Genomic DNA, 13,206 nt, shown 5'->3' with positions numbered 1-13,206 from the left:
GGCATACCAGTCGGTATGCCTTTTTTATTTAAAGGAGTCTAATGAAACAGAAGATATTGATTGTCGAAGATAGCCTGACCATCCGCCGTATGCTGACTCAGGCCATTGCTCAGCAGACAGGCCTCGAGATTGACGCCTTCGATACCCTCGAAGGTGCCCGTCACTGCCGGGGCGAGGAGTATGTGGTCGCGCTGGTGGACCTGACCTTGCCGGATGCGCCCCGTGGCGAAGCGGTCAACGAGCTGCTGGCTCGAGGTTTGCCGGTGGTGATCCTCACTGCCGACATCAGCGAGGATAAACGTGCAGCCTGGCTGGAAACCGGCGTGCTGGACTATGTGATGAAGGATTCGCGCCACTCGCTGCAATATGCCGTTAGTCTGGTGCACCGCCTCTATCTCAACCAGTCCATCGAAGTGCTGGTGGTCGATGACTCACGCACCTCCCGTCACCGCACCATGGCCCAGTTGCGCAAGCAGTTGTTGCAGGTGCATGAGGCCAGTCATGCCCGTGAAGCGATTGCGATGCTGGAGCAACACCCGGACATCCGGCTGGCACTGGTCGACTACTATATGCCGGATATCGATGGCATCAGTCTGGTGCGGATGCTGAGAGAGCGTTACAGCAAGCAGCAGCTCGCGATTATCGGGATCTCGGTCTCGGACAAACGCGGTCTCTCTGCTCGCTACCTCAAGCAAGGCGCCAACGACTTTCTCAACCAGCCGTTCGAGCCGGAAGAGCTGCAGTGTCGGGTCAGCCACAATCTGGAGGCGCTCGAGCAGTTCAACAGCATTCAGGAGTCAGCCAATCGCGACTACCTGACCGGTCTCTACAATCGGCGCTACTGGTTCAACGAAGGGCAAAAATGGTTTGAAGAACATCAGCGCCAGCAGACGCCTCTTGCACTCTGTGTGCTCGATGTGGATCACTTCAAGCAGGTCAACGATCACTGGGGCCATGCCATCGGCGATCAACTGCTCTGCCATCTGACCCGGCTACTGACCCAGTTCTTCCCCGATGCCATGATCGCCCGGTTTGGCGGAGAGGAGTTTGCCATGATGGTGCCTCACTGTACCGTCCCCGTGTTGATCAAGCGTCTTGAAGGGCTGCGTCAGCAGCTGCGCCAGCAACCCTTGTCACCGGAAACCCCGCTCTTTGTTCGCGCCAGTTACGGCGTGATCAGCGTCGGGCGGATATCCATGGACGAGGCGCTGAGCGTAGCGGATCGGCTGCTCTATCAGGCAAAGAACACCGGTCGCGACAAGATAGTCTCTCAAGAGATAACTATCTGAATCCTCAGGGCATCAGTCCCGTGTATTACCGCCCGACAGACTTTCCGACAGGAGAGTCTGCGGGTTCCTTTCCTGCCACAGTCTTCCCATCACCATGACTATCGAAAGTCAGTAAGTCTTGTCGACCCGCACCCCATCATCGAAGTAGAGAATGCGCACCTTGTCTCCATTGGCAAAGACCATGGCGGGATCATAATCCTGGATCACGTTGATAAGGGCATTTTGCTCGTTGCGGATCAGCAGCTCCACCAGCTTGTTTTCCACCACGGTTCCCCCGGACTGGTATTGCTGCGCAGCCGCAGCTCCCGCCAGCGCCCCGACGGCGGTGGCGATTTCACGACCATGACCGCCACCAAACTGGTTGCCAAGCAGACCGCCCAACACGGCACCACCCAGCGTCTTCCAGCCAGAGTGCTCTGACTCCAGGATCTGGCGCTGGGTAATATTGCGCACCGTTTCGACCTGACCAAACACCACCTGATTGACCGGCCGCGCGGTATTGCGCTGGTAGACCTCCGCCCCGGCGGGCGCCGTGACAAAGCAGAGCAAGCTGGATACTATCAGGATAATGGCCTTCATCTATGAACCTCGTTGCCTTATGTCTCGCTATCTTACCCAACTGGATGATGAGCTTTGCTGGTTTCCCGACCCCAGCCATGCGCTGGAAGAGCCCAACGGCTTGCTGGCGATCGGCGGGGATCTCTCCCCTGCCAGATTGCTGGCAGCTTATCACAAGGGGATCTTCCCGTGGAATGAACCCCACCAGCCGACCCTGTGGTGGTCACCGGATCCCCGCGGAGTGATCCGTCCCGACCAACTCCATGTGGGGCGGACACTGCAGAAGATTATCCGCCGTACCCCATTCGATATTTCCGTCAATCGCGCCTTTAATGAAGTCATTACCGCCTGCGCCGCCCCTCGTCGCACTGCCGATGGCACCTGGATCAGCCAACCCATGATCGAGGCCTACCAGCAGTTGCACCGGCTGGGTCATGCCCACTCTATCGAGATCTGGCAGGAGGGAGAGCTGCAAGCGGGGCTGTATGGCCTATCTATCGGCCGACTGTTTTGCGGTGAATCCATGTTCAGCCGGATTGATAACGGCGCCAAACTTGCCATGGTGGCACTCTGTCGCCACTTCGCCCGCCATCGCGGCGATCTCATCGATTGCCAGATGCAGAACCCGTTTCTGGCGACCCTGGGTATCGAGGAGTGGCCAAGGGCCCGTTTTCTGGCCGAGCTGGCGCGCCTTGGCCATCAACCACTGTTGGCTTCCTGCTGGCAAGAGGGGGAGATCAGCCTATGACTGAAGAAGTGATCCTTAAAGTAGGGCTGACTCCCAAGCATCCCTGCAGTTATCTGGACCATGAACAGGAGCAGTTGCTGGTGCTGATGGATCACAATCTGCTCAACGCCAACGGTTACGAGCGATTGTTGACTGCCGGTTTTCGCCGCAGTGGCAACGACATCTATCGTCCCCACTGCCCGGCGTGCCATGCCTGCCAATCCCTTCGTATTCACAGCGAGCACTTTCGCCCAAGCCGCGGCCAGAAGCGGATCCGCCAACTCAACCGGGATATCGAGATCGTCCTCAGTTACGATGACAAGCCCGAGTATTACCTGCTCTACGAACGCTACATTCGTGAGCGCCACCACGATGGCAGCATGTACCCGCCCAACCGCAACCAGTATCGCGGTTTTCTCCATTGTGACTGGATGCCGCCGCTCTACCTGGAGATGCGCAAAGAGGGCCGTCTTATTGGCGTGGCTACCACAGACCTGCTACCCCACTCCTTGAGCGCTATGTACACCTTCTTCGATCCTGACTATGCCGATCGCTCCCTGGGTACCTTTGCCATCCTCTGCCAGCTCGATCTGGCCAAGCGAACCGGGCGAAGCTGGCTCTATCTTGGCTATCTGGTAGAGGCGTGTCGCAAGATGAATTACAAACGCAATTACCTCCCTCATGAGCTGTTAATTCAGGGGGAATGGAAAAATATCGACACCAAGCCCGAGTAAACTTTACACATAGCCTTAAATCCGGCATGATCCAGCGGTTTTTTGTTGTGGCTTATCAAGAGGATTCAATGGCTAAAGAAGACAGTATTGAGATGCAGGGCACTATTCTCGAAACCCTGCCCAATACCATGTTCCGTGTGGAACTGGAGAATGGTCACGTGGTTATCGCTCATATTTCCGGCAAGATGCGCAAAAACTACATTCGTATCCTGACTGGAGACAAAGTAACGGTAGCACTGACTCCCTACGATCTCTCCAAGGGACGTATTGTTTTCCGCTCTCGCTAAGCCAGGAATTCAGCAAAAAACCCCAACCTTTCGGTTGGGGTTTTTTGTCGTTTTCTGATCACTGACGCTTAGTGGGAAACAGCTTCAACATTGACCTGAAAATCAAAGCTGAGGCTGTCATTTACCAACTCAACCTTCACAATTCCCCCGTCAACCAGTGAACCGAACAGGATCTCGTTGGCCAGGGGTTTCTTGAGGTGCTCCTGGATCACCCGCCCCATCGGTCTGGCGCCCATGGCTCTGTCATATCCCTTCTCTGCCAACCAGTGGCGGGCACGCTCGGACACCTCGAGAGAAACTCCCTTCGCATCCAGTTGAACCTGCAATTCGACAATAAACTTGTCGACCACCTGATAAATCACCGTCATATCGAGATGGTTGAACCAGATGGTGTGATCAAGCCGGTTACGAAACTCCGGACTGAAGGTCTTGTTGATCACCGCCATGGCATCGTGGCTCAAATCCTGTTGCTGGAAGCCAATCGATTTACGCTGGGTCTCCTGCACACCGGCGTTGGTAGTCATGACCAAAATCACGTTACGGAAATCCGCCTTGCGCCCGTTGTTATCGGTCAAGGTGCCGTTGTCCATCACCTGCAGCAGTAGATTGAATACATCCGGATGCGCCTTCTCAATCTCGTCGAGCAACACGACGGAATGAGGATGCTTGATCACCGCATCAGTCAGCAGACCACCCTGCTCAAAACCAACATAGCCGGGAGGCGCACCAATCAGCCGAGATACGGTATGTCGTTCCATGTACTCGGACATATCAAAGCGCAGCATCTCGACACCCAGCGCCTTACCAAGCTGCTGGGTGACCTCGGTCTTGCCCACCCCGGTCGGGCCAGCGAAGAGGAAGCAACCAACCGGGCGACGCTCGTTACCCAAACCTGAACGAGAGAGGCGAATCGCATCGGTCAGCACCTCGATGGCTTTATCCTGACCAAAGACCACCATCTTCAGATTGCGCTCCAGGTTCTTCAGTACCTCTTTATCCGAGGAAGAAACTGATTTCTCCGGAATGCGGGCTATCTTGGCTACGGTGGACTCAATTTCCTGCACATTGATCACTTTCTTGCGCTTGCTCGCCGGCAGCAACCGTTGACCGGCGCCCGCCTCGTCGATCACATCGATCGCCTTGTCGGGTAGGTGACGATCATTGATGTACTTGGCAGAGAGCTCGGCAGCTGCACGGATCGCCTTGGCGGTATAGCGTACGCCGTGGTGAGCTTCATAGCGGCTCTTGAGCCCCATCAGGATGCGAGTGGTGTCATCGATAGTCGGCTCGACAATATCGATCTTCTGGAAGCGGCGGGCCAGCGCACGGTCTTTCTCGAAGATCTGGGCATACTCCTGATAAGTGGTGGATCCCACACAGCGGAGCAAACCATTGGAGAGCAGCGGCTTGATCAGGTTGGCTGCATCCAGCTGACCACCGGATGCTGCACCGGCACCGATGATGGTATGGATCTCGTCGATAAAGAGGATGGCCCCTTCCTGACGCTCAATCTGCTTGAGCAGTACCTTGAGGCGCTTCTCGAAATCCCCACGGTATTTGGTGCCCGCCAGCAGAGACCCCATATCCAGCGAATAGATGGTACTGCCCGCAATCACCTCGGGCACATCACCCTTGACGATGCGATAGGCCAAGCCTTCGGCAATAGCAGTTTTGCCCACGCCCGCTTCACCCACCAGCAGCGGGTTGTTCTTGCGACGACGGCAGAGCACCTGAATGGTACGATTGAGCTCCTGATCACGGCCAATCAGCGGATCGATGCGCCCTTCCAGCACCAGCTGGTTCAGGTTGGTGGCAAAGCTTTCAATCTGGGCGGCCGAGACATCATCATCAGACTCGGGATTGTTATTGCTGCCGAGATCCGGCTTGTTATCCTTGCGAACCCCGTGGGAGAGGAAATTGACGACGTCGAGACGGCTGATCTCGGCTTTTTTCAGGAAATAGGCAGCTTGTGACTCCTGCTCACTGAAGATAGCGACCAGCACGTTGGCGCCGCTGACTTCGGTATTGCCGGAGGATTGCACATGGAAGACGGCACGCTGCAACACGCGCTGGAAGCCCAGTGTCGGCTGGGTTTCACGATCTTCATCATCGCGCGGTATGAGCGGAGTAGTTTGGGTGATGAATGCGCGGATCTCCTTGCGCATCTGCTCAACATCGGCACCACAAGAGCTCAGCGCCTCATGGGCTGAACTGTTATCCAGAAGGGCTAACAACAGGTGCTCGACGGTCATGAATTCGTGGCGCTCGTCACGGGCCAGTTTGAAAGCCTCGTTCAGCGTCTTTTCTAGATCTTTATTCAACATAGGCACCTCCCCTAGTACAGCTACAATGTGGTGTCACACTCGCCATCAAGTCATCAGATTCAAGCCTTTTCCATAGTACAGAGCAGTGGATGTTCGTTGTTACGTGCATAGGTGTTGACCTGGACAACCTTGGTTTCGGCGATCTCTGCGGTAAACATGCCGCAGACACCCTTACCACTATAATGCACACTCAGCATGACCTGAGTCGCCTTGTCCAAATCCATACCAAAGAACTTTTGCAGCACCTCCACCACAAACTCCATGGGCGTGTAGTCATCGTTGTTCAACACAACCTTATACATGGGTGGCGGCTGCAGCTTTGTTTTCTCTGCTTCTGCAATCTCTTCATTAGCAAAGAGTTCTTTCTGCTTGCTCATAATCGCGCTTTGGTACCTCTAGATTACTACCGTCTAACACAAGGTTGTCAATAGACTTGTTAACCAGATCACATCAGCTGTTAACAACTTCTTGACTCGCTCAAAAGTTAGACTAGATTGGTTACTTGCTAATCTGTGCCCGTCTGCTATGGGCCCATGTCCCTAGTTATAAAGGGCTGGCGCAGGTTACTCAACGACTTCTGGGTAATCAATAAAAGGATGTAGAAGTATGGCAACCGGCACAGTTAAGTGGTTTAACAACGCAAAAGGATTTGGGTTTATCTGTCCGGAAGGGGGCGGTGAGGATATCTTCGCTCACTACTCCACGATTCAAATGGAGGGCTACAAGACCCTGAAAGCGGGTCAGGCTGTCAATTTTGAACTGCAACAGGGGCCGAAAGGAAATCACGCCTCTGTGATTGTGCCAAACGAAGCACAAAATATGTAAATAACACCCGTTGGATAAATAAAAAACCGGTTCCTCTCTGAGCAACCGGTTTTTTATTGTCAGATTTCTGGCGAATCCTGCCTCCTCACGGGATCACAGGGTTATCACCAGCCATGATCAGTCGTGATATTCACTGCAGGCGATCAGGGTATTTTCCATCAGGCTGGCGACCGTCATCGGGCCCACACCACCGGGTACCGGAGTAATGAAGGAGGCATGGCTGCGCGCCGTCTCAAACTCTACATCCCCGACCAGCGAGCCATCAGCCAGGCGGTTGATGCCCACATCGATCACCAGTGCCCCCGGTTTGATCCACTCCCCAGGGATGAAGTTGGGCTTGCCGACCGCAACAACCAGCAGATCGGCACGGCGTACCTGCTCTTCCAGATCCCGGGTAAAACGGTGACAGGTCGTGGTCGTGCAGCCCGCCAGCAACAATTCGAGGGTCATGGGACGCCCGACGATGTTGGAAGCACCGACCACAACGGCGTGCAAACCATGGGTTTTGACACCGGTGGTCTCGATCAGCGTCATGATCCCTTTCGGAGTGCAGGGGCGCAGCGCCGGAATACGTTGGGCCAGACGACCGACGTTATACGGGTGAAAACCATCTACATCCTTGTCAGGCTGGATCCGCTCCAGCACCTGAGTTGTATCAAAGTGATCCGGCAACGGCAACTGAACCAGAATGCCATCTACGTGGCTATCCGCATTCAACTGGTCAATCAGCGCCAGCAGCTCTTCCTGACTGGCGGTTGCACTCAGATCATAGGAGCGGGAGAGAAAACCCACCTCCTCGCACGCCCGACGTTTGCTGCCGACATAGACCTGAGAGGCTGGATCCGCCCCCACCAGAATGACTGCCAGCCCTGGAGCCCGTTTCCCTGCCGCCAACCGCTGTTGGACTTGCGCCGCGACCTGGCTGCGAATCGTTTGCGCAACCTGTTTTCCATCTATGATTTTGGCAGACATCGTTCTCCACTCACCATGTGTTCAACTGCCGCGCATTGTCGCATTTTTTTAGCCGGGATGTTAGCGGCAGACGCACGCCATACCTGTAGCGGGCAATAAGTAGGCACTTGAATTTACTGGGGGAAAAAGTCGTTGACGCTGGCCCTTACGCTTGGCTATGATGCCCGCCCGTTGCCCAGTACGACTCTTGTCGATATGCTGGTCAGGGATTTTCGGTGATTAGCGCAGCCCGGTAGCGCATCTGGTTTGGGACCAGAGGGTCAAAGGTTCGAATCCTTTATCACCGACCATGTTCATCAACTTGTCGTCAAGACGTGTTGATACAAAGCGCCCTTAGCTCAGTTGGATAGAGCAACGGCCTTCTAAGCCGTGGGTCGCAGGTTCGAATCCTGCAGGGCGCGCCATTAATGCTCCCCTTTCCTCTTGGATTGGCGAGCGTTGATGAAAATTTCAGTGGTGGCTGTAGCTCAGTTGGTAGAGTCCCGGATTGTGATTCCGGTTGTCGTGGGTTCGAGCCCCATCAGCCACCCCATTATTCTGTCGATAATCGCCGCAAGGTGATGTCCATCGACTTGGTGCAGTGACCTTCTGGTCTGCTCCGCGAAAAACCGGCCTTGGCCGGTTTTTTGTTTTGCGCTCGACTGTACCTTGCCTTGTCTGCAAGGCCATTATCCTCCAGATCGATAAACGCGGCTCCGCCCATTTGTCACGATGTGTGCCTCCCCATCGATACACACAGCCACTCTCCCCCACACATCAGCCTGCCCGGTTCTTTTTCTGTATTTCCCAAGCGCCATTGATATGCGGATCGCTCTTCTTCTCTCCTGCTTTCCGTTGGAGCTTTTCTATGCAACGCATTCTTTTTGTCGAAGATGATCCCGAGATTGGCCAGCTCATCAGCAGTTGGCTCGGTCGCCACGATATGGACGTGATCCTCGAGCCCAGAGGGGATATGGCGCTGGCCCGGGTCGAGACCGAACAGCCCGATCTGGTGCTGCTCGATATCATGTTGCCGGGGCAGGATGGCATGTCCCTCTGTCGGGATCTGCGGCCACGCTTCGACGGCCCCATCGTAATGCTCACCTCGCTGGATAGCGACATGAACCAGATCCTGAGTCTGGAGCTGGGCGCCAACGACTACATCCTTAAAACCACCCCGCCCCCCGTGCTACTGGCCAGACTGAGGGTGCAGTTTCGCCAGCACCAGCAAGCATCAACCCAACCGGCAGCCACCAGCTGCGTTCCCCAGCAGCTGCAATTTGGTCGGCTGCGGGTGGATGGCCCGGGGCGAGATGTGCGGCTCGATGGCGAGAGCATTGCTCTCTCGACCGCCGACTTTGATCTGCTGTGGGAGCTCGCCTGCCACGCGGGCCAAATCTTGAGTCGGGAAGCCCTCTTTCGCAGCTTGCGCGGCCGGGAGTACGACGGCCAGGATCGCAGCATGGATGTGGCCATCTCCCGCCTGCGCCGCAAACTGGGTGATAACCCCGACAACCCGACCCGGATCAAGACGGTGCGCCAGAAAGGCTACCTCTTCGTCCCCCACGCCTGGGAATAACCCTCTTTCGGGAGCACCGCCATGCGCCGTCTCTTTATCCAATTCTATCTGTTGCTGATCGGCTGCTTCACCCTGGCCATCCTGCTGGTTGGCGTGGTCTATCAGGTGACCGCCGAACGGGCGGGTGATCGCTATCTCGAACGCATGATGCAGGGCTCTCTTGGCCTGTTGACCGGCGAGTTGGCAAGAACCCCGCCAGAGCGCTGGCCCGATCGACTGGCCGAGCAGAGCAGTCAGTTTACCCTCCCCCTCAAGATCGGCGAGCTGGTGCGCCAGCCGCTGGCCAACGAGGATCAGGCCTTTCTGGCCGCTGGCAATATTGTCATCGTCGAGGAGGATGACACCTTCCTGCAGCGCATCCCCGATACCGATCGGGTGCTGATTGTCGGCCCGGTTCCCTATCTCTCCTACCTGCACGAGCTGCACTGGGTCGATGTGGGACTGCTGCTGGTGATCGGCCTCTCTCTCGGCCTGCCCATCCTTCTGTGGCTGCGTCCCCACTGGCGCGGCTTGCAACAGTTGGAGCAAACCGCACGTCGCGTAGGCGATGGGGATCTCTCCTGCCGAACCAATCTGCCACCGGGCAGCAGTCTGGCCCGGGTGGGACGCACCTTCGATCAAATGGCGACCCAATTGCAGGCCATGATTGCCAGCCGCAAGCAACTGACCGATGCCATCGCCCACGAGTTGCGCACCCCGCTGGTCCGGTTGCGCTATCGGCTTGCCATGCTCGATCCTGCCCCTGCCGAGCAGGAGCAGCAGGCGCTGGAGCGAGATCTGGGAGCGCTGGACGCTCTGATCGAAGAGATGCTCACCTACGCCAGGCTGGATAGACCCGAGTTGCCGTTGCAGCGCGACGAGCTTGAACTCAGTCACTGGGCACAAGCGCATCTCGGCGACTGGCAAGCGCTGGCCCCCGAAAAGAAGCTCACCCTCGATCTGCCGCCACGCCACATGCCCTGGTGCGGCGATCAGCGTCTGCTGACCCGCGCGGTGGAGAACCTCATCGGCAATGCTCTGCGCTACGCCGAGAGCGAGGTCACCCTCTCCATCTCGCGGCTACAGGAGAACTATCTGCTGGAGGTTAGCGACGATGGACCGGGGATCGATCCGGCGCTGGCGCCCCAGATCTTCGAACCATTCGTGCGCCTTGATCAGAGCCGGGATCGTCGCACCGGCGGTACCGGGCTGGGGTTGGCCATCGTGCGCAGCATTGCCCGTCATCACGGGGGGGATGTGGCGTTGCTGGCCAGTGACCACGGCGCCCGCTTCTGCCTGACCCTGCCTGTACATTTGGATACAAACCGTCACCAACCGCTCACTGAAGGGCCGCCGCAACCGTCATAGGATGACTGTCATGGAGAACGCTCCATAACATCAACCCGAATAAGGAAATTGACCATGAAAAAGATCATTCCCCTGACTCTGGCCGCTGTTTTTGCCCTGACTTCCGGTTTCACCATGGCGGCCACTCCGACCAAGACAGCCACACCGCAGGCGACCCAGACCAAGGTGGTGAAAAAACACCATAAAGCCACCCACGCCAAGACCCCTGCCGTCAAAGTCGCGCCGAAAACCAAGTGATCCAACCGATCACTGGATAACACAGAGGGAGGCTGACGCCTCCCTTTCCATCTCTTCCCGAAATTTTCCTGACGAGCGCCTCCCTCGTCCAAACCGGATCCACGACCCGGCTCCCCCTTTGCGGGAAACGGTCAATGACCACAGGAACATGGCATGTGGCGTCATCTGCTTAAATGGCTAGGCCCCTTGTGCAGCTTGCTGCTGCTCGGCACCGCACTGACCGTGCTGTATCACCTGACTCAGGCATGGCACTGGCACGATATTCGTGTGGCCATCTGGTCCCAACCCCTGCCGCGACTGGCGGGCGCCCTGTTGCTGACCCTGCTCAGTTATGGTTGCCTCTGCAGCTATGACATGCTGGCGCTCCATGCGCTGGGCAAGCGCCTTCCTTGGCAACAGGTCAGCATCACCTCCTTTATCGCCTACACCTTCTCCAACACCCTGGGATTTTCCCTGCTGACCGGCACCTCGGTACGCTATCGCCTCTACTCAGCATTGGGGCTCGCCACCGGGGAAGTGGCACGCGTGGTGCTGTTCTGCTCCATCACCTTTTTCCTCGGCCTGCTGGCGTGGGGAAGTGGCGCCCTACTGACCTGCGATGTATCACAGTTGCTGCCTGACTGGCCGCAATGGGCAGATACCCTGCTCAAGCTGGTGGGAATGATGGCTCTGCTGTTGGTGGCCTGCTACCTCTGCTGGCCCACACACCGTCTCTCCTGGCGCGAACACACCCTGACCCTGCCCGGCTTCAAGGTTCGTCTGTCGCAGCTGCTGGTCGCGCTGGCTGACTGGATGGCCGCCGCCGCCGTACTGTTCGTGCTGTTGCCCGCAGATAGCGTCCCCTATCCTGTGCTGCTCAGTGCCTTCGTGCTGGCCAGCTTCCTCGGGGTGCTGGCCCACGTGCCGGGCGGGATCGGGGTGTTCGAAGCGAGCATGAGCATGTTGCTGGCTAACTATCTGCCAACCGACAAGCTGCTCGCCTCGCTGCTGCTCTACCGCTGCATCTATTACCTGCTTCCCTTTCTCTGTGCCCTGCTGCTCTTTGCGAGTCAGGAGATGCTGCAACAAAAAGCGCGCTGGCAGCGGCTACAGGGGCTGATGAGCGCAGTACGCGAATTTCTGCCCGCCCTTATCAGCATGGGGACCTTCGCCGCCGGCAGCCTGCTGCTCTGCTCGGGCATGATCCCGACCATGCGCAGCCACATCGAAGTGTGGCTGCAGGTGTTGCCGCTCCATCTGCTGGAGCTCTCCCACGTGCTCGGCAGCGTGAGCGGTATCCTCTTGATCCTGCTGGCTCGCAGCCTCTATCGCCGTCACGACGCCGCATTTCGCACCACCCAGCTGCTGCTGGCTCTGGGTATCGCCTTCTCCCTGCTCAAGGGGGGAGACTGGGAGTCAGCCCTGCTGCTCGGCAGCTTCCTGCTGATCATGACTCCCTGCCGCTCTCTTTTCTATCGCAAGGGGTCGCTGCTCTATCCCCAGTACACCCCGGGCTGGCTCATCTCGGTCGGCGCCGTGCTGCTGGGAGCCCTGTGGCTGCTGCTCTTCTCCTACCGTCAGGTGGAGTATGACCACGCCCTCTGGTTCCACTTCTCGCCCCACGGCGGGGCTGCCCGCGGCCTGCGCGCCATGGGGAGCGTGGTGGCCGTGCTGGCCGTGGCCGGGGTTGCCCAGCTGCTTGCACCGCTGCGCGTAGTCGGTGAAAAGCCGGACAAGGAGACGCTGGCGCGCGCCCACGAACTGGTGGTGCGTGAAGGGGGGATCCACGGCTATCTAGCCCAGTTGCAGGACAAATCCCTGCTGTTCCACCCTGAGGTATCCTGATTTTCACAGACAGTCCCGATTGTTACGATGAGACAATCGGGGGTATTGAATGAAATCGAGAGAACACTATTCACCAGAGTTTCGGGCAGAGGCGGTTCGACTGGTGTTGGAGCAAGGCCTTGGCCAAGCTGAAGCCGCCAGAAGGTTGGGTATTGCCAAAGGCACACTGAGCAACTGGGTGGTCGCAGCCAAAGGAGGAAAGGATACATCGGCCATTCCCGGAGCGCGTTCTGTCGCCGAGCTGGAGGCTGAAGTGGCCCGGCTACGCAAAGCTCTCGCACAAGCCAACATGGAGCGCGACATCATAAAAAAGGCCGCCGCGTACTTTGCTCAGGAGTCACTGCCAAGTACGCGTGGATAGCCAACCAAAAGGACATCTATCCCATTTCCGTTATCTGTCGTGTGCTGGAGGTCTCTCGTGCGGGCTTCTACCACTGGCGCCAGCGTCCACCGTCACAGCGCCAACAAGAAGATGAACGACTCAAGGTCGCCATTCGGGCTGCTCACAGCAAGACGCGCCAGAC

General features: G+C 57.3%; 12 protein-coding genes, 3 tRNA genes and 2 pseudogenes. 13 read left to right on the top strand and 4 right to left on the bottom strand.

Going from position 1 to position 13,206, the window contains the following annotated elements:
• Nucleotides 1-41: 41 nt before the first annotated feature.
• Nucleotides 42-1,289 (top strand): diguanylate cyclase, encoded by a 1,248-nt coding sequence (locus AB5Y97_RS14365; RefSeq protein WP_201946935.1) that lies wholly within the window; start codon nt 42-44, stop codon nt 1,287-1,289.
• A 108-nt stretch (nt 1,290-1,397) separates the two neighbouring features.
• On the opposite strand, the gene AB5Y97_RS14360 is transcribed toward AB5Y97_RS14365, so the two are convergent.
• Nucleotides 1,398-1,868, bottom strand: coding sequence for a glycine zipper 2TM domain-containing protein (locus AB5Y97_RS14360; protein WP_005337104.1), 471 nt, complete (start codon nt 1,866-1,868; stop codon nt 1,398-1,400).
• Nucleotides 1,869-1,887: 19 nt separating this feature from the next.
• Between AB5Y97_RS14360 and aat the strand changes: the two genes are divergently transcribed.
• From aat to infA, 3 genes are all read left to right on the top strand, one after another.
• Complete coding sequence (gene aat / locus AB5Y97_RS14355) at nt 1,888-2,595, top strand: leucyl/phenylalanyl-tRNA--protein transferase (RefSeq protein WP_201946937.1); 708 nt, start codon at nt 1,888-1,890, stop codon at nt 2,593-2,595.
• On the top strand, nt 2,592-3,308 hold the full coding sequence (locus tag AB5Y97_RS14350) for an arginyltransferase (protein ID WP_123173239.1): 717 nt from the start codon (nt 2,592-2,594) through the stop codon (nt 3,306-3,308). The genes aat and AB5Y97_RS14350 overlap by 4 nt, the downstream gene beginning before the upstream one ends.
• A 68-nt stretch (nt 3,309-3,376) precedes the next feature.
• A complete protein-coding gene (gene infA / locus AB5Y97_RS14345; RefSeq protein ID WP_005300033.1) occupies nt 3,377-3,595 on the top strand; it encodes a translation initiation factor IF-1 in 219 nt (72 codons plus the stop codon).
• A gap of 68 nt (nt 3,596-3,663) precedes the next feature.
• Here infA and clpA read toward each other — a convergent pair whose 3' ends face one another.
• A complete protein-coding gene (gene clpA, locus AB5Y97_RS14340) occupies nt 3,664-5,919 on the bottom strand; it encodes an ATP-dependent Clp protease ATP-binding subunit ClpA (RefSeq protein WP_201946938.1) in 2,256 nt (751 codons plus the stop codon).
• Between the two features lie 59 nt (nt 5,920-5,978).
• Nucleotides 5,979-6,296: an ATP-dependent Clp protease adapter ClpS gene (gene clpS / locus AB5Y97_RS14335; RefSeq protein WP_005337111.1), complete on the bottom strand. Its 318-nt coding sequence runs from the start codon at nt 6,294-6,296 to the stop codon at nt 5,979-5,981.
• 229 nt (nt 6,297-6,525) lie between these two features.
• On the opposite strand from clpS, the gene cspD reads away from it, so the two are divergent.
• A complete protein-coding gene (gene cspD / locus AB5Y97_RS14330; RefSeq protein ID WP_005300025.1) occupies nt 6,526-6,744 on the top strand; it encodes a cold shock-like protein CspD in 219 nt (72 codons plus the stop codon).
• Between the two features lie 117 nt (nt 6,745-6,861).
• Here cspD and folD read toward each other — a convergent pair whose 3' ends face one another.
• Nucleotides 6,862-7,716, bottom strand: a complete 855-nt coding sequence (gene folD, locus AB5Y97_RS14325) for a bifunctional methylenetetrahydrofolate dehydrogenase/methenyltetrahydrofolate cyclohydrolase FolD (protein ID WP_005337113.1) — start codon at nt 7,714-7,716, stop codon at nt 6,862-6,864.
• Between the two features lie 213 nt (nt 7,717-7,929).
• Between folD and AB5Y97_RS14320 the strand changes: the two genes are divergently transcribed.
• The 8 genes and pseudogenes from AB5Y97_RS14320 to AB5Y97_RS14285 all read left to right on the top strand — a co-directional run.
• Nucleotides 7,930-8,006, top strand: a tRNA-Pro gene (locus AB5Y97_RS14320).
• A 37-nt stretch (nt 8,007-8,043) separates the two neighbouring features.
• Nucleotides 8,044-8,120: transfer RNA gene (locus AB5Y97_RS14315), tRNA-Arg, on the top strand.
• A 52-nt stretch (nt 8,121-8,172) separates the two neighbouring features.
• A tRNA-His gene (locus AB5Y97_RS14310) sits at nt 8,173-8,248 on the top strand.
• Between the two features lie 315 nt (nt 8,249-8,563).
• Complete coding sequence (rstA, locus tag AB5Y97_RS14305; protein ID WP_201946940.1) at nt 8,564-9,274, top strand: two-component system response regulator RstA; 711 nt, start codon at nt 8,564-8,566, stop codon at nt 9,272-9,274.
• Nucleotides 9,275-9,295: 21 nt separating this feature from the next.
• The gene (gene rstB / locus AB5Y97_RS14300) at nt 9,296-10,621 is read left to right on the top strand and encodes a two-component system sensor histidine kinase RstB (protein ID WP_201946942.1); all 1,326 of its coding nucleotides are present in this window, start codon (nt 9,296-9,298) and stop codon (nt 10,619-10,621) included.
• Between the two features lie 54 nt (nt 10,622-10,675).
• On the top strand, nt 10,676-10,858 hold the full coding sequence (locus AB5Y97_RS14295) for a hypothetical protein (protein WP_005337116.1): 183 nt from the start codon (nt 10,676-10,678) through the stop codon (nt 10,856-10,858).
• Nucleotides 10,859-11,011: 153 nt separating this feature from the next.
• Nucleotides 11,012-12,670: pseudogene (locus AB5Y97_RS14290) on the top strand (lysylphosphatidylglycerol synthase domain-containing protein); the annotation flags it as partial.
• Between the two features lie 61 nt (nt 12,671-12,731).
• A pseudogene (locus AB5Y97_RS14285) lies at nt 12,732-13,206 on the top strand (IS3-like element ISAeme20 family transposase); the annotation flags it as partial.

Source organism: Aeromonas sp. R10-2 (assembly GCF_040908445.1).
GTDB lineage: Bacteria > Pseudomonadota > Gammaproteobacteria > Enterobacterales > Aeromonadaceae > Aeromonas > Aeromonas veronii.
This window is presented reverse-complemented; position numbering and strand designations above follow the sequence as displayed.